This is a genomic window from Hyphobacterium sp., assembly GCF_965229905.1.
GTDB lineage: Bacteria > Pseudomonadota > Alphaproteobacteria > Caulobacterales > Maricaulaceae > Hyphobacterium.
In genome coordinates this window covers 985,291-1,004,757 of sequence record NZ_OZ245930.1, presented here as the reverse complement: position 1 = coordinate 1,004,757, position 19,467 = coordinate 985,291, and the positions used below count along the sequence as shown (strand labels likewise).

Below are 19,467 nucleotides of genomic sequence, written 5' to 3'. Positions count from 1 at the left end.
AAGAAAACCCATGAACAAGCCGACCCACCAGAACGCCTTTGAAACGCCTGAAGTCACCACCGGCCCGCTGCCGGGCTCGCGCCGCGTCTACACTGCGCCCGAAGCGGCCCCGCATCTCAAAGTCCCGCATCGCGAGATCGAATTGCACCCGACCGCGATGGAACCGCCGGTCCGCGTCTATGACACGTCCGGGCCGTATTCCGACCCGGACGCGTCCATCGATGTCGAGGCGGGTCTGCCGCGCTGGCGCACCGAGGGCATTCTCAAGCGCGGCGGCGTCGAGGCCTATGACGGCCGCGTACCGACCCCGCTGGATAATGGCGGGGCGACGGGAAAATACCTGGCGCGGGAATTTCCGGTGCGGCACCGGCCGATGCGCGCCATCCCCCCCTCGCCGCTTCGCGACACTCCCCCCGCGAGCGGGGGGAGAAAAGGCGCCGACCCGGTTTCCTCCCCCGTTCACGGGGGAGGTGCCGAGCGGCAGCGAGGCGGTGGGGGGAAACAGCCCGTGACACAACTGGAATTCGCCCGCGCCGGCATCATCACGGACGAGATGATCTACGCCGCCGAGCGCGAGAATGTCGGCCGCTGTCAGGCGCTGGAGAACGCCGCCGCCTCTATCGCCGAGGGCGAGAGCTTCGGCGCCGCCATCCCCGAATTTGTCACCCCGGAATTCGTCCGCGACGAGATCGCCCGCGGCCGCGCCATCATCCCGGCCAATATCAATCACCCGGAGCTTGAGCCGATGGTCATCGGCCGCAATTTCCTGGTGAAGATCAACGCCAATATCGGCAATTCCGCTGTCGCTTCCTCGGTCGAGGAAGAGGTCGACAAGATGGTCTGGGCGATCCGCTGGGGCGGCGACACGGTGATGGATCTCTCCACCGGCAAGAACATCCACAACACGCGCGAATGGATTTTGCGCAATTCGCCCGTGCCGATCGGCACCGTGCCGATCTATCAGGCGCTGGAAAAGGTCGGCGGCATTGCCGAGGACCTCACCTTCGACATTTTCGCCGACACGCTGATCGAACAGGCCGAGCAGGGGGTGGATTATTTCACCATACATGCTGGCGTGCGCCTGCCTTACGTGCCGCTGACCGCCGACCGGGTCACCGGCATCGTTTCGCGCGGCGGCTCGATCATGGCGAAATGGTGTCTCGCCCACCACAAGGAGAGCTTCCTCTACGAGCGCTTCGAAGAGATCTGCGAGATCATGCGCGCCTATGACGTCTCGTTTTCGCTGGGCGATGGTCTGCGCCCCGGCTCGATCGCCGATGCCAATGACCGCGCGCAATTCGCCGAGCTGGAAACGCTGGGCGAGCTCACCAAGGTGGCCTGGGACAAGGGCTGCCAGGTGATGATCGAGGGGCCGGGCCATGTCGCCATGCACAAGATCAAGGCCAATATGGACAAGCAGCTGGAGACCTGCGGCGAGGCGCCCTTCTACACGCTCGGCCCGCTCACCACGGACATTGCGCCGGGCTATGACCACATCACCTCGGGCATTGGCGCCGCGATGATTGGCTGGTTCGGCACCGCCATGCTTTGCTATGTCACGCCGAAAGAACATCTCGGCCTGCCTGACCGCGACGACGTGAAGGTCGGTGTCGTCACCTACAAGATCGCCGCTCACGCTGCCGACCTCGCCAAGGGCCATCCGGCCGCCAAGCTGCGCGACGATGCGCTAAGCCGGGCGCGCTTTGAGTTTCGCTGGGAGGACCAGTTCAATCTCGGCCTCGACCCGGAAACCGCGCGCGATTTCCACGACCAGACCTTGCCGAAAGAAGCCCACAAGGTGGCGCATTTCTGCTCCATGTGCGGACCGAAATTCTGCTCGATGAAGATTACTCAAGAGATTAGGGATGAATTCGGCTCGGCCCGGGCGCCGAACGATGTCTCCGCCGAGCAGGGCATGGCGGAGAAGGCGAAGGAGTTTCAGGAGAAGGGTGGTGAGCTTTATCTAAGCGAGGACAAGCCTGGAAAATAGATACGATCAAATTCCCTCTCCCCTCTTGAGGGGGAGAGGGTAGGGTGAGGGGGTGAGACATCCCCGCCGCGATAACGCCCGCAGATTGAGGCGCGATCAGACGGATGCCGAAGGCAAGCTCTGGTACCTGCTGCGCAATCGCAACCTGGCCGGACGCAAGTTCAAACGGCAGGTGCCGATAGGTCGTTTCATTGCCGATTTTGCGTGTCTTGAGCTGAAGCTGATTATCGAAGCCGACGGTGGCCAGCATGCGGATCGGGAAGCTTACGATGAGGCCCGCACCGCATGGCTCGAAACTGAAGGCTGGCAGGTCCAGCGATTCTGGAACCGTGAAATCCTGACGAATATCGATGGCGTGGCAGAGTCTATTCTCGAAGCCATCCGCTATCTGGAAATCAACCCCTCACTTTCGAAACCGGATCAGTGATCCGCTTTCTCTCCCTCTCCCCTTTCAAAGGGGAGAGGGAATTAGGTGCGTCTTCGCGGAGAGGGACGAGGATGTTCATCTGAACGGCAAACGGCGAAGCCGGCGGAATAACCCCTCACCCGGACTTCTCATCGCTACGCGATTTCACAGCCCTTCCCTCTCCCCTTCAAAAGGGGAGAGGGAGGAAGAATGCGTCCGCGCTAGCGGACGGACTTCGAGGGTGAGGGGTTCATCCGCCCTCGCTGAATACAAGCTCGTCATCCCGGACGGGCGCGAGCCCGATTCGGGACCCATTCCGGAACGCGATTTGCCACCCGACCACCTCATCCTGAGGTGCGAATGGAGTGAGCCTCGAAGGATCGGAAGCCACCTACCCTGCGTGGTTCGAGGCTGGCCTGCGGCCAGCACCTCACCATGAGGTAAAAATTATCTCGTCACCTCGGACGGGCGAGAGCCCGATCCGGGACCCATTCCGGACCTTAGACGATGCGGCATGGGTCCCGGGTTCGCCCCGGCGGCGCGCCCCGGGATGACGGAATAGGTAAGGCTGGCAATTCACCCACCCCGTACAACCGCCGCCTCAACCCCCGCCTTCGCCAGCCGGTCCGCCGCCAGCGCGACATAGTCCACGCGTTCATTCTTGAAGAGGTGCACCTCCTCATTGCGCTCAATGCCGAGAAAGCGCCGTCCTTCCAGTGCAGCGGCCACCAGAAAACTGCCGCTGCCGAACGCATTGTCGAGCACCAGATCGCCGGGATGGGAGAAGGTCCGCACCAGATAGCGACCGAGCGCCACCGGCTTCTGCGTCGGATGCCAGACGGCGCGCTCGGCTTCGCTCTCGGCGGTCTTGAAATAGACGATGTCGGTGGGATGGCGGCCGCCCTTGCTGTGCACGCGGGCGGGCTCGAACTCGCCGTAACAGCCGGTCGACTGGTCCTTGCGCACACCCTTGTCATAGGGCGCGCCGGGCTGCATCTGCGGATTATACGTGCCGGGCGCCTCATAGAAGACGCAGATGTCCTCATGCTTGCGCAGCGGTTGCCGGCGCGCATTGAGAAAATTCGTCGCCTTCGACTTTTCCCACACCATCTTGTAGCGGAACCCGGCCTCGTTTGAGGTGATCAGCCGCGCCGTGAACACGCCTTGCGCGGTCAAAACCACGGTGCCGCCGGGTTTGAGGACGCGCCGGTATTCCGCCCACAGCCGATCGAGATCGATCACCGAATCCCAGCGGTTCTGTGTCGTGCCATAGGGCAGATCGCAGAGGACGAGATCCACGGCGCCGTCCGGAATCTGCGGCATCAGGGCCAGGCAATCGCCCTCCCACAGCGCGTTATCGAAGGTGCGGCTGGCGGGCTCCCGGCCGGCGAGCGTGACCGTATCGGGCATGGCCTCTCTCCCTGCCCCTGATCCTAGACGATTCGCGGCTTTCGGGCGCGGCGTTCGATACCCGCCGTCGGCTGGCACCTCGCCAGACGGCGAAACCAGCTCTGGCATCGAACACCGCATCTTGGGATGCGAGCGCCAGCGGGCCTCCAATGACCGGATGCCATTTGCCCTGCGGGGTTCGAGACTTTCCTGGCGGAAAGCGCCTCACCATGAGGTAAAATACAGCTCGTCATCCCGGGGCGCGCCGCAGGCGTGAACCCGGGACCCATCCCGTGACTCAAACGATCCGGATTGGGTCCCGGATCAGACGGACGTCTGTCCGGGATGACGACGAATAAAACCAATATTGCCCACCTTGCTCAAACCGCTTTCCTGCCGCCTGTCACGTCACGCAAGACAAATCCTCCAGCTCCTGTATCGTGCTACCCACCGGCTCGGGAGGTGGCCTTGCCTTACGAAAACCTGCTGATCGGCATCAGCCAGCTGGGGGCGGTTTTTGCGGGATTTCTGGCCATTGTGCTGGTTTATGTCAGCAAGGATGGCCGCCTCTCGGCGCCCCGCGGCCTGCGCGCGCGGGCTATCATGCATTCCGGCTTCCTGGTCATTTTCGGCGCCCTGCTGCCCCTGGTCCTGAACGCGCTGGGGCTCGAATCCGGGCAGGTCTGGCAGTGGGCGGCGCTGATCATACTGCCAATCGGCGGGCTGATGGTCGGCGAGGGGGTCTGGCATCATCTCCGGATGAACGCTGAGGATCGCCGACAGGCCGGCGTGCTGCGAACCTTTGTGCCCTGGACCTGTTCGGGTCTCGGCATGGGGCTGATCGTCTGGCTCGCACTGGGGCTAGGCACGGCCGGCCTTTACATTCTTGCCCTCATCTTCGCTTTGGCGTCCGCAACGCTCAGCTTCATGGTGCTGGCGCTCGAGGACTGGCTCTAGCCTGGCAGATCCGTCTCTGGCCTGTCCGCGATGACAATCAGAAGGCCGGGCCGGCGCCGGGGTAATCCGCGCAGTGCCTCTGGCCGGTATACTGCGTCCCCCCGTCGGACGTCGTGGCGGTATTGAGCGTTGTCGCGCGCGCCAAAGCCGTCGTAGTAGTAGTCGTAGTAGGAGACGAAATTTCATTTTTCGAAGAATTTTAAAGGAGCGCGGTGGAATACCGCCGGAACCAGCCGATGATCACTGTTCACCACCTTGAGAATTCCCGTTCGCAACGCGTCCTCTGGCTCCTTGAAGAGCTCGGGCTCGACTATGAGGTGAAACGTTATGAGCGCGATCCCGAGACCCTGCTCGCGCCGAAAGCGCTCTATGACATCCATCCGCTGGGCAAGTCGCCGGTGATCGCCGAGGGCGACGTCACCATTGCCGAAACGGGTGCCATTTTCGAATACATCCGCGACACGCATGGCGCCGGGGAAATGATGCCGGAAGCCGGTACGCAGGCGGCCCGCGATGTCACCTACTGGCTGCACTATGCCGAGGGTTCGGCGATGAACCCGCTCCTGCTGAAACTGGTCTTTACCCGCCTGCCGCTCGGCGCGTCGGCGCTAATGCGGCCCTTGGTGAAGGGGGTAGCCGCGAAGGCGATGCAAGCCTTTGTCGACCCACGGGTGAAAGAGCATGTCGATTACTGGGAGGCGCATTTGCAGACAACGGGCTGGTTTGCCGGCAGTCAGCTCTCGCTCGCTGACATCATGATGAGCTTTCCGCTCGAAGCCGCGGCGGCACGGGCCGGCGCCGGAGAACGCGCCGCGATTGCGGACTTCCTGAAGCGCATCCATGCGCGGCCGGCCTATCAGCGCGCGCTCGAAAAGGGCGGTCCCTATGCCTATGCGTAACAGGGAATTCCGGCCGGATACCACTGCGTGAGCGACGCGGCGACACCTGTGCCCGAAGCCGCGGTGCCCGTGCGCCCGCGCGCGGCATCGTTTTTCATCATCGGCACGGTGCTGATCGATGCGCTCGCCTTCGCGCTGATCATGCCGGTCCTGCCCAGCCTGATCATGCAGCTGACGGGCGAGGGGATCGGTGAGGCGGCGCGCTGGGGCGGGCTGGCGACCTTCGTCTTCGCCCTGGCGCAATTCCTTTGCTCGCCCGTGCTGGGCGGCCTGTCCGATCGCTTTGGCCGGCGGCCGGTCTTGCTGATGTCGCTGACGGCGCTGGCGCTCGATTTCCTCTTGATGGGCCTGGCCCACGCACTCTGGGTGTTCTTCGGAGCGCGGCTCTTGTCGGGCATCTTCGCCGCGACGCATTCCACAGCGACCGCCTACATGACCGACATCACGCCCGTCGAAAGGCGCGCCGCGCGTTTCGGCTGGATCGGAGCGGCCATGGGCGTGGGCTTCGTGCTCGGCCCGGCCCTGGGCGGTCTTCTGGGCGAGTTGAGCCCGCGCACGCCCTTCTTCGCGGCTGCGGCGCTGGCCGGTATCAACGCTCTGTTCGGTTTCCTGGCCGTGCCGGAATCGCTAAAGGCGGAAAACCGGCGGGCTTTTTCCTGGCGGCGGTCCAATCCGGTCGGCACGCTGACCCGCCTGTTCCGCATCGAAAATCTCGGCGTCACGATCGGCGTCTACTTCTTCATCAATCTCGCCGGCTTTGTTTATCCGGCGGTCTGGTCTTACACGGCGATCGCCAAATTTGGCTGGAGCGAGGCCGAGATCGGCGCTTCGCTGGCCTTCTACGGCATCATCTATGCGGTTAGCCAGGTCGTCATGGTGCCATACATTCTGCCGCGGCTGGGGGAACGCCGCGCCATCTGGATGGCCCTGACGGTCGAGATTCTCGCCTTCATTGCGCTCGCCTTCGCGACGGCCGGCTGGCAGGTCTATGCCGTGATTGCCTTTGCTCTGTTTACCAGCATCGTCCCGCCCGCACTGCAGAAAATCATGACCGAACGCGTCAGCGCGGACGAGCAGGGCGAGTTGCAGGGTGGCCTCGCAGCGCTCGGCGGAGTCGTGCTGATTTTGAGCCCGCTCATCTTCACCCAGCTCTTTTTTGCCTTCGAAACGGGCGCGCTCGGCATCCGGTTTCCGGGTGCACCCTTCATGGTCGCGGCGCTGTTCTGCGCCATGGGGCTGGTCCTGTTCCTGGTCCGAAAAAAACAGCCGGCAGCCGGTGAAACCGGCTGAACAATCCCGGCGTCCGCGCGTTGATTAGGCAGGCAACCCAAAGGAAAAGACATGTCTGACCTGAAGAAAGACGGGCTGAAGAACGAGATCGCCGGCAAGGCCAAGCAGGTGAAGGGCGTTCTCACCGATGACGATGGAAAGAAGCTGGAAGGCAAGGCACAGGAAAGTGCCGGCAAGGCCCAGCAGGACATCGACAAGGCGACCAGAAAGAAGAAATAGTCCAAGCCCGCAATCAAAACTGAAAGCCCCGCCATCGTGCGGGGCTTTTTGTGATGTCGCGTGAATAGGCAGGCCCGCCTCGCTTTGCTAGCGTTCGCAGCGATCCGAAACGAGGCCGCTCATGTTACGAACCCTGTTTGCCTTATGGCTGTTGATCCTGCCCGCGGTCCATGCCGACGACGATCACCCCGAACCCTTCGTGTCCGACGCCGATGCCCGCGCCGAAGTGGACGCTGCGCTGGGCCGCGCCGCTGCCGGTGAGGGTCGCGTCGTTCTCGTTTTCGGGGCGAATTGGTGTCATGACAGCCGCGGGCTCGCGAACCATTTCCAGCAGGACGATCTCCGCGCCGTTCTGGACCAGCATTACGAGGTTGTCTGGATCGATGTCGGTTGGCGCCATCGCAATCTCGACATCGCCGGCGATTACGGTGTGCCGACAATCTACGGCACCCCCACTGTGCTGATCGTCGATCCCGAACTGGGTCTGGTCAATCGCGACACCATGCATTCCTGGCATACCGCTTATTCACGCGACCATGCCGAAGTTGTCCGCTATTTCCGGCAATTCTCCTTCTCGACGCCCGGCGGCGGGGTGGTCGAAAACACAAACGCCTACGCCGAACTGGTAGAAGAGATTGAAGCTTGGGAGGCGCACGAAGGCGCGCGGCTGACACGCGCCTACACCGCCCTTCAGGACTGGCAGAACGCCCGTGATGCGCGGGAAACGCCGATCGAGGGCGAAACGGCCGCTTACGCCACCGCTTGGAATGCGATCGAAGATCATCGCGGCCGCATGCGGCGCGACCGATCCGAACTTTATGCACAGGCGCGCAACGCGGTCCGCGATGCCATGCTCGACAATGAAATCTCCTTGTCGCCCGAAGGCGCCGGCAGGCTCGACGCGGTACAGCCCGAGCTCACGCTCGACTTTCCGGACTACTCGGATCTCGACCTGCCGTGGGAAGCGGAGGGGTGGACGCTGTGATCCGCTGGATCGCGACACTTCTCCTTGCCGTGCTGACCGGTTTCGGCTCGGCGCTCTGGCTGACCGGCTGGACGCCTCTGGATCCGCCGGGCCTGTTCCGCGCTATCGAGATCAACGGGTGGACGAGCGATCCGGCCATCGGATCGCCGGCGGCAGGACCTTATATGCGGGCCTATGTCGCCCGCCGTGGATTGCTCGGCTTGCGCCGTGAAGAGGCGGCCTATTTTCTCCGCGCGACTGACGATGACGGCGAAGCCTTGCGGGAAGACTGTGCCTATGTGCTTGAGGGGCGCGCGCCCGCTGCCCGCTGGTGGTCGGTGACACTCTATGCCGACGACTATTTCCTGGCCCGCAACGACGATGCCGCACATTCGATTGATGCTTCGCGGGCGGTCTTCGCCGGTGACGGTAAGTGGCGTGCAACCATTCAGAGCGACAATCCCGGCGATGGATCGCAGTGGATATCGAGCCGCGAGGCTGGGCGTTTCGACCTGCTTTACCGGCTCTACATGGCCGACAGCGCTGTCCTGGAAACCCCCGAGACGGCATTGGACGTCCCCACCGTCATCCGGCTCGGCTGCCGTGGCGAGGCTACGCCATGATCCGCATCTTGCTCGTCTTTTCAGTCATCGCCACCGCGGTTCATGCCGCCACGGTCTGGTATCTGCCGCGTTTCGCGATGGACACGGCCATGTCGCGCCTGGAAGCGGCGGGCGGTGAAACCAACAGCTGGTTGCACGTGCCGCCAACCGATGAAACCAGCCGCCGCGTGGTGCGCCCGTCGCCGGATTTGCTTTATTCTGTCTGCCTGTTGGACGTGTCGGAAGGCCCGGTCCGCGTCCAGGCGGCAGATTGGGGTGATTTCACTTCATTGTCCCTGTTTGCCTCCAATACCGACAACATTTTCGCACGCAACGACCGCCAGACATCCGGCGATATCGAAATTGTCGTCGCCGACGGTGCGGATGGCGAAGTCGATCTCGGCGGCCAAACCGGCATCGCCCTTATCCGCCGCCTGGCGCCGGATGCCGACCGCATCGCGGCGGCCGATGCCGTTCGCCGCGCACGCGATGTATGTGAACCGGTCTGACGACCGTGGGGCCGGCGCGACCGGCGCCTCCTCCCGGTCCCGATTGAAAGCGGCCGGGAATCCGGTCAGACAGCGGTGAACCCATCGGTATTGCGTTTAAGATTTCCATCCCATGCCCCCTATTCCCTACGCCGAGCTTCACGTCTTCCCCGACGGCGATACGCCGTTCACCGGCAATCCGGCCGGTGTTTGCTTGATGGGCGAGTTTCGGCCGGACAGCATCCTTCGCGGAATCGCCCAATCCAATAACCTGTCTGAGACCGCCTTTCTGATTCCCAACGGCAAGGATCGCTGGGATCTCCGCTGGTTCACACCGTCAATCGAAGTGGATCTGTGCGGGCACGCGACCTTCGCCTCCGGTGCGCTCCTGTTCGAACGCGGCCTGGTTTCCGGTCAAGACGCGGTCTTTTCGACACGGTCCGGCGAACTCAGGGTCTCACGCGACGGCAACGGGCAATTCGCGATGGATCTGCCGCGTGTCGATTACAAACCCGGCGAGCCCGATCCGATTGTTGTCGAGGCCCTCGGCGCGGGAATGCCGCTCGAGACGCTGGATATCAGCCGCGTTCACGGCGCGAACTATCAGATGATGGTGTTTGAGGATGAGGCCACGATCGCGCAATTGCGCCCCGAACACGGCCTGCTGGCGAGCGCCTTCACCAACGTCATTGTCACCGCGAAGGGCAAGTCGGCGGACTTTGTCTCACGCTTCTTTGCGCCGGCTTCGGGTGTGACCGAAGACCCGGTGACGGGATCGGCGCATTGCACGCTCGCGCCGTACTGGGCCGAAAAACTGCAACGCCCCCGGCTGACGGCCCGTCAGATCGGACCACGGCCAGGGGCGCTGGAAGTTGAGCCAGCCGGCGACCGCGTCATCCTGTCGGGACGGGCCGCCGTGTTCATGGCTGGCGAAATCCGCCTTTAATAGTGAAAGCGGCGCAGGCGAGGGCTATATCCGCGGCCGTAATGATACGGCCGATCCCAACGGCCATAGCCGCGTTCATAGTGCACGATGACATCGATCGGAACCGCGTGCCCGCGGCGATTGACGCGCCAGAACTCGCCGAAGCGATTGGTGTAGACAATGCCTGGTGTTCCGCGGCGGGCACCCGTTCCGCGCTGCAAGCCATGCAGGCGCTCATAGCGGTCGGCAATATAGGTCCAGGACCGGGGCGGGCAGTCGATCACACGGCGGTCGCGCCAGTCTTCGCGGCGGTCCAGGCGGCCCTGGTCATAGCGCGCGTCGCGGCGGTCTTCACGAAGGTCTGGACAGGACGCGGCATCCAGATGCCATGTGCCCGCCATGGCGGCCGGCGCAGCAAGGGCTGCGAGTGAGAAAAAACCCGCGGCCGAAATCAGTTTTGCAAAGCTTTTCATCATCAAGCCTCCTGATGCGACGTCCCTGACACGAACCAAGAGTTAGCCCAGCCCAGCTGTATGGCAGTTGAACGGAGGGTTCAGGCTGCGGCACGTTTTGGCGCATGGACCGCTTTCCGCTCTGCGGTTACGCTGATGTTTTCAGGGAACGGGTCAGTCGGGGAACGATATGCGGATACTTGTCTCTATTTTGGCTGTCCTGGCGATCGGACTGCCGGCCGCGGCACAGGATGATGCCGAACGTCTGTCGTCCCGCGACATCGAGAGCTGGATGCGGATCGTCCAGGTCAAGCCGGGCATGACGCAGGCCCCGCAAGTGCCCGCCGAGTTCCGCGGCGACGATTCCTGCCGCTGGGCCAATGACAATGAATGCGACGATCCGCGCTATGGCACCGGGGCCTGCGCGATCAATACCGACTATTCGGATTGTTGGCGCATCCTGACCGGCGCCGAGGACGATAGTTGCCAGTGGGCCAACGACAATGAGTGCGACGAGCCGGGGCTTGGCACCGGCGCCTGTGTCCAGGGGACCGATGCCACTGATTGCGGAGATCTGGTGCGGCTCCGCTTTCAGACCGACAGCTGCGAAACCGCTTTCGATGGCGTTTGTCAGGAAGCCGGGCATGGCGGCGACGGCAGTTGTGCCCGCCGGACGGACCGGTCGGATTGTATTGGCCGCGAACGGCCACTCACCATCTACGATCACTATTTCGGCTATGACGACCGCGTGTTTCTCGATACGGCGGAATTTCCCTGGGTCGTCATCGGCCAGATCGATTTCGATGCAGGTGGCGCCTGCACGGCGACACTGATCGGGCCGGACATTCTGGTCACCGCCGGCCATTGCATCGCGGAAGAGGGATCGGTGAACGCCGCTGGCACTTTCCAGACCGGGTATGCCCTGCCGGGCGGGCCACGCTCGGCACGGGTGGTGGACTATTTCATGTCGCCGGACTGGGATTATCAGCGCTACAGGACGACCAATGATATCGACGGCACGGACTGGGCCCTGCTGCGCATCGACCGGCCGCTAGGCGACGAGATCGGCTTTGTCGGGATTCGCGCGCTCGTTGAGGAGACGGGCGAGCGCGCTGCTTTGCGCGCAGACCTCTATCAGGCGGGCTATAGCCACGATACGGGGGATCACCTCTCCGGCAATATTGGCTGCAATATGGTGACGATTTACCGCGACAATACGATGGCGCACGAATGCGACACGACACGCGGGGATTCCGGCTCGCCCTTCATGATCCGCGAGAATGGCGAATATTTCGTCGTCGCAACCGACTCGAACTTCCGGCGCAATCCCGACGGTCCCTATCTTTACATCGCCGCCCGCGCCGAAGAATGGGTGCCCTATTATCAGCGCTTTCGCGATGGCGAGCTGGGCCAATTACGACGCGGTGGCGCCAGCGGCCCGGTCAAGCCGGGCGCGGGCACGTCTCCGGGCTCGCCGATCAAATGACCGATACAGAACAGAAATCCGGATGGATCCTGCTGGGTGCTGCCGGCGTCCTCGCATTGCTCTATTTGCTGACGGGATACGGATTGCCAATCGAATACCCGGCGGTCGTTGCGCTCAAGGCGTCCGGCATACTCCTGCTGGCCGTCTACGCGGCTCGCCGCCAGGCCTTTCTGCTCGCCATGGCACTAGCGGCGTCGGCGATCGGCGATGCCATGCTGGCGCTTGAGCCCGCGCGCTTAACGCTTGGCATTTTCGCCTTCGGAACGGCGCACATTCTCTATGGCTGGATTTTCCTGCGCAATCTGCGTCGCCGCCGAATGCGCGGCCCTTCGGGCTATGTGTTGGCCGCGCTGCTGGCGGCTTTCGGCATTGCAATGCTGGTCTGGCTTCAACCCGGCATGGGCGATCTGCGCATTCCCGCCAGCGTCTACAATGCCATCATTCTGGCCATGGCGATCCTGGCCGTGCTGTCGCGCGCGCCTTGGCTCGCCGTCATTGGAGCCTTGTTGTTTGTGGCGTCAGACAGCCTGATCGCGCTCGATTTGTTCCGCGATTATGATCCCGCCTGGCGCGGCCCGGCCGTCTGGATCACCTATGTGATCGCACAATTCTGCCTGACGCTGGGACTGGTGCGCGAACGGCTTTAGAACTCCCGGACGATCGAAATGTCGAAGCGTGAATCGCCTTCCTCAAAGCCGGGCAGCGGCTCGAACTCGTGGCGATAGCGCCACGAGGCTTCAACCGCCCACGCTTCGCTCAATGCCGTGATGAAGGCGAATTTCTGCTCGGCGCGCGAGGATTCCGCTATCAGCAGCGTGGTTTCCGAGGCAAACCGGCTGGTATCGGTGATCTGCCATTCGAAATCCGAGCCGAGATCGACCGCGAACTGGCTTTCCGCTTCGCCGGCGATCGGTGAGACATAACGGATACCCGGACCGGCGCGCAGCACCCACTCCATCGATTCAGGCAGACGCGGCCGGTAAGCGGCGCCGGCGCTCACAAACGCCGTGAAGTCATAGCTGGAAAGTTGGTCCTGATCGTATTCGCCGCCGAGGAAAACGCTCCACCGGTTGCCAATGTCGCGTTCGCCGCGGGCATCGACCGACAGCTGGTCGCGCGAGGCGATACCGCCGGATTCCGAATAGGCATAGTCAATGCCGCCCTCAAAACCCCACTCGGCCAGCTCGCGCTCGACTTCGAGCCCGAGCGAGTAGTCCTGTTGATCTGAATTGCCGCTATCGACGCGCAAGCCGGCCGACAAGCGGCCCGACCAGCCCGAGAGCGGCGGCAGGAAACCATAACCGCCATCGGCTTCGATCTCGGCCATCTCCGTGTCCGGCTGCGGATCAGGCGCCTCGGGGCCGCGATCGGCGAGCTGGTTCGGCACGCCGACATCGGCGGCGATGAAACGGTTTTCGGCGAGCGTCAGCCGCTCCGGCGCGATCTCAGCCAGCACATTGAGCACAGCCGGCGCGCCGCCGGGCGAGACGCGGGCAATGAGGTCGACGGTCTCGGCAAAGCCTTCATCGCCCTGCGTGGCGGCGGCCTCGGCCAACAATCGGCGATAGTCTTCCGACAGCGCCTGCCCGAAGGCGGGCGCACTGAGGCCGATTGCCATCAGAACGATAAAAACGCGAAAAATCATGGGTCTCACTCCGGAATTCGGAGTGAGACCTAGTGTGCTGCCGGGGACGTGTCGACCCGGCTCACGCCGTCTCTGGGATGAGACCCTGTTCGGCGGCCGCCTTTTTCATGGCTTGTTGCAGCTTTTCGAACGCCCGCACCTCGATCTGCCGGATCCGCTCGCGGCTAACGCCATAGACCTCGGCCAGCTCCTCGAGCGTTTTCGGCTCATCGGTCAGCTTGCGCTCCTGGATGATATGCCGCTCGCGCTCATTGAGATCCTCCATCGCATTCTGCAACAGCGTCATGCGCTGGCCGAACTCGTCCGATTCTGCGAGGTCTTCTTCCTGGTTGGCGGCATCCTCATCCTCCAGCCAGTCCTGCCACTGGCTTTCGCCCTCCGACGCCTTCAAAGGCGCGTTCAGCGAGGCATCCGGGCCGGACAGGCGGCGATTCATCGAGATGACATCATCATCCGTCACGCCCAGCTTGGTGGCGATTTCCTCGACCTGTTCGGGCCGCAGATCGCCTTCATCGAGCGCCTGCATCTTCGATTTCATGCGCCGCAGATTGAAGAACAGCTTCTTCTGGGCCGCCGTGGTGCCCATTTTCACGAGAGACCAGGACCGCAGAATGTATTCCTGGATCGAGGCGCGGATCCACCACATCGCATAGGTCGCGAGGCGGAAGCCCTTGTCCGGGTCGAATTTCTTGACGGCCTGCATCAGACCCACATTGCCTTCCGAGATCACCTCGGCGATCGGCAAGCCATAGCCGCGATAGCCCATGGCAATCTTGGCCACCAGGCGGAGGTGGGACGTGACCAGCTTTTCGGCCGCGCCCGTATCCTCATGCTCCCGCCAGCTTTTGGCGAGCATGAATTCCTCGTCCTTTTCGAGCATGGGGAATTTCCGGATCTCCGTGAGATACCGGTTCAGCCCGTCCTCGGGTGTCAGCGATAGGGTCAGTGCGTTGGCCATTGTCCGTCCCCTGGTCTCCTTGGCTGCGGACTAGTTAGGAAGAGCCCCTTCCCATTACTAGGGCATCACGGCGAAGTGAAGGCAGTGTAGCAAACGCGAACTGTGTCCGATTGTTTCATTCTAGGGCGTCTGTGCCGGTCCGGTAGGCGGACAAATCGCCAGCAATTTATTGGCGCATGAGGACGATCTTTCCCCTCCCCATCAAGGGGAGGGAAGGGGTGGACGAAATCGAATTAAACACTCCGTCATCCTCCGGCTTGACCGGAGGACCTCACCTCAAACGAGACCCTCCGATCAAGTCGGAGGGGGCGGTGGCAGACTTGTAGATTCAACACTCTCGTCATCCCGGACGGCGCGAAGCGGCGATCCGGGACCCATTCCGGAGCTTGAAAGTCACGGCATGGGTCCCGGGTTCGTGCCTTCAGCACGCCCCGGAGTAACGAATAGGAACCAGGATTTGCGCCAATAAGATGATCCCATGGGCTTTCGCCCTCGCGCGGGCCGGGGCAAGCTCACATCATGCCGCGTCGCGCTCCGAAACCCCGTAATGCCGAAGTCTCCCGCGCCGCGCTCATGGAGGCCGGCGCAAAACTGTTCGCACAGAAGGGTTTTGCCGCCACCTCGCTCGACATGATTGCCGCCGAGACCGGCCTCAACAAGGCGATGGTCGCCTACTATTTCGGCTCCAAGACCGGCCTCTACCAGGCCATTCTCGACGATGGGGTGTCGCGCCTCTTGGCGCGGGTCGATGTCGACGCGCTGGACGCGGCACCGGCGGACCGGCGTCTGCCGGCCTTCGCCCGCGCGCTGGCCCGCGGATTTGAAGCCGCGCCCTTTCTGCCGGGCTTGCTGGTGCAGGATTATCTCTCCGGCGAACAGCAAATGCGGCCGGAAGCAGCAGCCAGCCTGGCGAGGAATTTCCAGGTGACGCGCGCCATTCTCGAGCGCGGCCAGATCGCAGGTGTTTTCCGCGAGGCCGATCCGCACCAGGTTCACCTCGCCCTCATCGGCGGGCTCGTTTTCTTGCGCATCACAAAGCCGTTCCGCGACGGCATGCAGGCGGAAGGGCGACTGCCTTATTCCAATCCGGATCCGGAGGAATTCGCTGAATTCCTTGGCGAAATGCTTTCGCGGGGACTGGCGCCCGGCACACCGGCCAAACCCTAATAGATGCACCTGCGATCTCGTTTGGATGCAGAATTGAAATATATATTCCTTATTGAAAATAATAGCTTGCAATCTTTCGCGAAAAATAACTAAACACTGGGTTAGTTAGCGCTTGGGGGCGCTCAATCAGGGGAGGACCCCATGGTCTTCGTGAAACGCATTCTCCTTTCCACCGCGGCCGGCAGCCTGCTGGCCACCGCAGCCTTCGCGCAGGACGATCCCGTCCGCGATCAGCTCCAGGACTTCGTCGCCGACTATGCGAGCGATCCCTATGTCACCGGTTCGCAATCCTTCGGCGTCCGGATCGACGATCGATGGTTCACCGTCACCGCCACGCCGGGCCAGGCGGCACTGCGCGCCGGCGAACCGCCTGAACCGACCTTTTATTTTCACGGCGATGCCGCGGCCCTCGATGCCGTGCACAGCGGTCGATGGTCGGGCCTCACCGCCATGGTCAAGGAATTCTCGACCGATCCGGCACCGCTCGACATGGATGTCATGGAAGGCTTCCAGCCGACCGAAAGCTTTCTCGAGGATCTCCTTGGCACCGCCTTCCATTTCTGGAATCGCGGCCAGCCGGAAGTGATCCCGTTCGGACGCGACCACACCCGTATCAGTCATGGCGCCTATACCGGCGTGTTCTATTACCAGCCCGGCTTCCGCAGCGGCTTCTTCAATGTCCGCCCCGGCCAGCACGTCAACGAGAACCCGGACTCACAGACCAATCCCTTCCCCTCGCTCTTCATCATCAGCGAAGGCTGGGCGCACGGCCGGATCAATGGCCGCGATCTGATCATCGAAGAAGGCAATGCCTATTTCGTCCCGGCCGGCCAGGACCACCAATTCTGGCTCCCGGACGATGCCGGCCACGAGGTCAATGGCTTCCTCTTCATGTTCGGCGACGGGGCTTAAGCATGCGCCATCTTTCCCCTCCCACTTGTGGGGAGGGGGAGGCCACGGCCCGCCTTACACTCCATGCCGGCCAGTCTTTCGCGCCGGTTTTTCAGCTCAAGGGAGAAACCGCAAAGCGGCGCCTTTGCGCCCTTGACCTGAAAAACCGGCGCCGAAAACAATCTTGGCAAGGCTTGTAAGGCTTTCTGTGTTCGCCGGATATCCGTCGCATGTCTCTTACACGTCATCCCCGCGAAAGCGGGGCCCAAGTTGCGTCATTGCAATCCGCACGTCCTGAGCTAACCAGCCGCCAGCCTCGTCGTTGCGCAGATTGCGCGCCTGTCGGCTTGCCATCACCGCCGCTCTGGGTCCCAACTTTCGTTGGGATGACGAAGTTTAAACACTCCGTCATCCTCCGGCTTGACCGGAGGACCTCACCTCAAACGAGACCCTCCGATCAAGTCGGAGGGAGGCGAGGATTGAAGATGAGGTGAAAAATCGCCGCAAAAATACAGACCTCATGGTGAGGTGCTTTCCGAAGGAAAGCCTCGAACCACGCACGCCTTCAAAGCGTCTCCAGAAACTTCTCCAGGCGCTGCATGTCCTTGGGCAGATCCGCCGTGAAATGCAGCGTCTCGCCGGTCACCGGATGCACAAAGCCGAGCTCGTAAGCGTGCAGCGCCTGGCGCCGGAAATCCTTGAACGCCCGGCCATCGTCGAGCGCTTTCAGCTTCTGTGCCCGCCCGCGTCCATAGACCGGATCGCCCAAGAGCGGACAGCCGATATGCGCCATGTGGACGCGGATCTGATGCGTGCGTCCGGTCTCCAGCCGGCATTCCACCTTGGCGGCGAGCCCGCGGCCCAGCATCGCCCCGCCTTCGCGGCCATAGGTCGCTAACGTGGTATAATTCGTGATCGCCAGCTTGCCGGCCAGGCTGTGCGGATCATTGACCACCGCCATCTTCTTGCGGTCCTGGTCGGAGCGCGCAATGCGCGTCTTGATGCGCCCGGCGCGCGGCTCGGGCGAGGATCGGGTGAAGGCGATATAGGCCCGCTTCACACTGTGCTCGGCAAATTGTTCAGCGAGGCCGTTATGGGTCTTGTCGTCCTTGGCGGCGACCAAGAGACCCGACGTGTCCTTGTCGAGCCGGTGCACAATGCCCGGCCGCTCCACCCCGCCAATGCCGGACAGCGATCCGGCGCAGTGATGCAACAGCGCATGCACCAGCGTGCCCGTCCAATTGCCGGCGGCGGGATGCACAGCCATGGCGTGCGGCTTGTTGACGATGACCAGATGATCGTCCTCGAACACCACGTCGAGCGGGATGTCTTCGGGTTCCGGATCGGCCGCGACCGGCGCGGGCACATTCAGCACATATTCCGCCCCGCGGATCGTCTTGTGCGCGGGATTGCTCATCACCTCGCCATTGCAGGTAAGGTGTTCCTCCTCGATCAGCGCCTTCAGGCGCGAGCGCGAATACTCCTCAATCTCGTCCGCCAGCCAGCGGTCGAGACGAAGGCCCTTCTGTTCGGCAATCAGAGTGATGGGGGCGGTCATTTGAAAAGCCAAACGTACCAAATACTAAAGAAACGCCGACCAGAATTCGATCAACTACTAACTTGTATATCGGGCTCCAGTAATTCGAGCGGTCCTCATTGGGTGGCCACAACCGGCCTGAGCAAAACCCAGATCTTGCTCATCGCCAGGCTCCAGTCGGACTCTTTCAATATGAAAACCGTTTTGTCCCGACACCTGAAACCTAATTGTTGCGGCTATCGACCTGCTGTCGTTATCATTTCGAATTACCCAAGATGAAACACACTGAACCCCAGTTTGGAACCGATAAAGTGTAAGATCGTCTCGCGCCGAGCGAGGCTCATCAAATCCGGCTGTAGTAAATAGTAATGCTACACCCACTACAGCGATGAATAAGTTTCTCATAGATGTATCTCCCTACTAGAAGATTACAACTTGTGAGACCCACGAGCAACTAAGTTGCAATTACGCCTTCTCGACCATCTGCATGAAGCGGCCACGCAGCTCGTCATCGGACTTGAATTCGCCGGCGAAGGTCGTGGTGATAGTCGATACGTTCGGATGGTGCACGCCGCGCGTTGTCATGCACTGATGCTTGGCATCGATCAGCACCGCGACGCCGCGCGCATCCATGGCTTCCATGATGATGTCGGCGATCTGCGCCGTCATGGTTTCCTGGGTCTGCATGCGCTTGGAGAAGATCTCCACCACGCGCGCAATCTTGGAAATGCCGACGACATTCTTGCGCGGCAGATAGGCGACATGGGCCACGCCCATGATCGGCGCGAGATGGTGTTCGCAATGGCTTTCGACATCGATATTGGTGAGCATCACCATGTCGTCATAGCCCTGCACGTCCTCGAAGGTGCGCGACAATTCCTTGGCGGGGTTGGCCTTGTAGCCCGAGAACCATTCTTCATAAGCTTTGACGACACGCTTGGGCGTGTCGATCAGCCCCTCGCGATTGGGATTGTCGCCGGCCCAGGCGATCAGCGTGCGCACAGCCGCTTCGGCTTCCGCGCGGCTAGGACGGGCCGGAGTCGCGGTTTCCGGGCGCAATTCGGCGGGAGTTTGGGCGTCCATCTCGTTCATGATCCTTCCGTTTTCGGGTCCCGGCTCTGTACGCAGCCGGAGTAGTTCCGGTTTCCGGACCGAAGTACTGGACGATGGGATTAAGCAGCCGCCCGGCGTTCTTCCGGTTT

General features: G+C 62.2%; 20 protein-coding genes. 14 read left to right on the top strand and 6 right to left on the bottom strand.

All coding sequences use genetic code 11. The features are described 5' to 3' along the window. Positions 1–10: 10 nt before the first annotated feature. The gene (gene thiC, locus ACO08C_RS05080; protein WP_421788043.1) at positions 11–1,990 is read left to right on the top strand and encodes a phosphomethylpyrimidine synthase ThiC; all 1,980 of its coding nucleotides are present in this window, start codon (positions 11–13) and stop codon (positions 1,988–1,990) included. Between the two features lie 52 nt (positions 1,991–2,042). Beyond that, a complete protein-coding gene (locus tag ACO08C_RS05075) occupies positions 2,043–2,417 on the top strand; it encodes an endonuclease domain-containing protein (protein WP_421788041.1) in 375 nt (124 codons plus the stop codon). 555 nt (positions 2,418–2,972) lie between these two features. On the opposite strand, the gene ACO08C_RS05070 is transcribed toward ACO08C_RS05075, so the two are convergent. After that, the gene (locus tag ACO08C_RS05070) at positions 2,973–3,806 is read right to left on the bottom strand and encodes a DNA-methyltransferase (protein ID WP_421788039.1); all 834 of its coding nucleotides are present in this window, start codon (positions 3,804–3,806) and stop codon (positions 2,973–2,975) included. A 447-nt stretch (positions 3,807–4,253) separates the two neighbouring features. Here ACO08C_RS05070 and ACO08C_RS05065 point away from each other — a divergent pair, with 447 nt between their 5' ends. From ACO08C_RS05065 to ACO08C_RS05030, 8 genes are all read left to right on the top strand, one after another. Beyond that, positions 4,254–4,742 carry a hypothetical protein gene (locus ACO08C_RS05065; protein WP_421788038.1) on the top strand — a complete coding sequence of 163 codons (489 nt, stop codon included), beginning with the start codon at positions 4,254–4,256 and terminating at the stop codon, positions 4,740–4,742. Positions 4,743–4,978: 236 nt separating this feature from the next. Continuing rightward, positions 4,979–5,641 (top strand): glutathione S-transferase family protein, encoded by a 663-nt coding sequence (locus ACO08C_RS05060; RefSeq protein ID WP_421788036.1) that lies wholly within the window; start codon positions 4,979–4,981, stop codon positions 5,639–5,641. 27 nt (positions 5,642–5,668) lie between these two features. Next, on the top strand, positions 5,669–6,931 hold the full coding sequence (locus ACO08C_RS05055; protein WP_421788035.1) for an MFS transporter: 1,263 nt from the start codon (positions 5,669–5,671) through the stop codon (positions 6,929–6,931). A gap of 51 nt (positions 6,932–6,982) precedes the next feature. Further along, positions 6,983–7,150: a CsbD family protein gene (locus ACO08C_RS05050; protein ID WP_421788033.1), complete on the top strand. Its 168-nt coding sequence runs from the start codon at positions 6,983–6,985 to the stop codon at positions 7,148–7,150. 121 nt (positions 7,151–7,271) lie between these two features. Beyond that, the gene (locus tag ACO08C_RS05045) at positions 7,272–8,135 is read left to right on the top strand and encodes a thioredoxin family protein (RefSeq protein ID WP_421788032.1); all 864 of its coding nucleotides are present in this window, start codon (positions 7,272–7,274) and stop codon (positions 8,133–8,135) included. After that, complete coding sequence (locus ACO08C_RS05040) at positions 8,123–8,737, top strand: DUF1214 domain-containing protein (protein ID WP_421788030.1); 615 nt, start codon at positions 8,123–8,125, stop codon at positions 8,735–8,737. Before ACO08C_RS05045 ends, ACO08C_RS05040 begins: the two co-directional genes overlap by 13 nt. Next, entirely contained in the window at positions 8,734–9,225 is a 492-nt protein-coding gene (locus tag ACO08C_RS05035) for a DUF1254 domain-containing protein (RefSeq protein WP_421788029.1), read from the top strand. The genes ACO08C_RS05040 and ACO08C_RS05035 overlap by 4 nt, the downstream gene beginning before the upstream one ends. 112 nt (positions 9,226–9,337) lie before the next feature. Continuing rightward, positions 9,338–10,150, top strand: coding sequence for a PhzF family phenazine biosynthesis protein (locus ACO08C_RS05030; RefSeq protein ID WP_421788027.1), 813 nt, complete (start codon positions 9,338–9,340; stop codon positions 10,148–10,150). Here ACO08C_RS05030 and ACO08C_RS05025 read toward each other — a convergent pair. Beyond that, positions 10,147–10,605, bottom strand: coding sequence for a hypothetical protein (locus ACO08C_RS05025; protein WP_421788025.1), 459 nt, complete (start codon positions 10,603–10,605; stop codon positions 10,147–10,149). The genes ACO08C_RS05030 and ACO08C_RS05025 overlap by 4 nt on opposite strands. A 166-nt stretch (positions 10,606–10,771) precedes the next feature. On the opposite strand from ACO08C_RS05025, the gene ACO08C_RS05020 reads away from it, so the two are divergent. Further along, the gene (locus tag ACO08C_RS05020) at positions 10,772–12,067 is read left to right on the top strand and encodes a trypsin-like serine peptidase (protein WP_421788024.1); all 1,296 of its coding nucleotides are present in this window, start codon (positions 10,772–10,774) and stop codon (positions 12,065–12,067) included. Further along, positions 12,064–12,714, top strand: coding sequence for a lysoplasmalogenase (locus ACO08C_RS05015; RefSeq protein WP_421788022.1), 651 nt, complete (start codon positions 12,064–12,066; stop codon positions 12,712–12,714). Before ACO08C_RS05020 ends, ACO08C_RS05015 begins: the two co-directional genes overlap by 4 nt. Here the strand turns inward: ACO08C_RS05015 and ACO08C_RS05010 are convergent. Then, a complete protein-coding gene (locus ACO08C_RS05010) occupies positions 12,711–13,712 on the bottom strand; it encodes a DUF481 domain-containing protein (protein WP_421788020.1) in 1,002 nt (333 codons plus the stop codon). The two genes, ACO08C_RS05015 and ACO08C_RS05010, sit on opposite strands and share 4 nt — an antisense overlap. A gap of 61 nt (positions 13,713–13,773) precedes the next feature. Then, entirely contained in the window at positions 13,774–14,670 is an 897-nt protein-coding gene (gene rpoH / locus ACO08C_RS05005) for an RNA polymerase sigma factor RpoH (protein WP_421788019.1), read from the bottom strand. Positions 14,671–15,189: 519 nt separating this feature from the next. On the opposite strand from rpoH, the gene ACO08C_RS05000 reads away from it, so the two are divergent. Next, a complete protein-coding gene (locus ACO08C_RS05000; RefSeq protein WP_421788017.1) occupies positions 15,190–15,837 on the top strand; it encodes a TetR/AcrR family transcriptional regulator in 648 nt (215 codons plus the stop codon). A gap of 141 nt (positions 15,838–15,978) precedes the next feature. After that, complete coding sequence (locus ACO08C_RS04995; RefSeq protein WP_421788015.1) at positions 15,979–16,749, top strand: hypothetical protein; 771 nt, start codon at positions 15,979–15,981, stop codon at positions 16,747–16,749. 544 nt (positions 16,750–17,293) lie between these two features. Here ACO08C_RS04995 and ACO08C_RS04990 read toward each other — a convergent pair. Together ACO08C_RS04990 and folE are read right to left on the bottom strand one after the other, a co-directional pair. Next, positions 17,294–18,286 carry an RluA family pseudouridine synthase gene (locus ACO08C_RS04990; protein WP_421788013.1) on the bottom strand — a complete coding sequence of 331 codons (993 nt, stop codon included), beginning with the start codon at positions 18,284–18,286 and terminating at the stop codon, positions 17,294–17,296. 444 nt (positions 18,287–18,730) lie between these two features. After that, on the bottom strand, positions 18,731–19,348 hold the full coding sequence (gene folE, locus ACO08C_RS04985) for a GTP cyclohydrolase I FolE (RefSeq protein ID WP_421788654.1): 618 nt from the start codon (positions 19,346–19,348) through the stop codon (positions 18,731–18,733). Positions 19,349–19,467 lie beyond the last annotated feature (119 nt).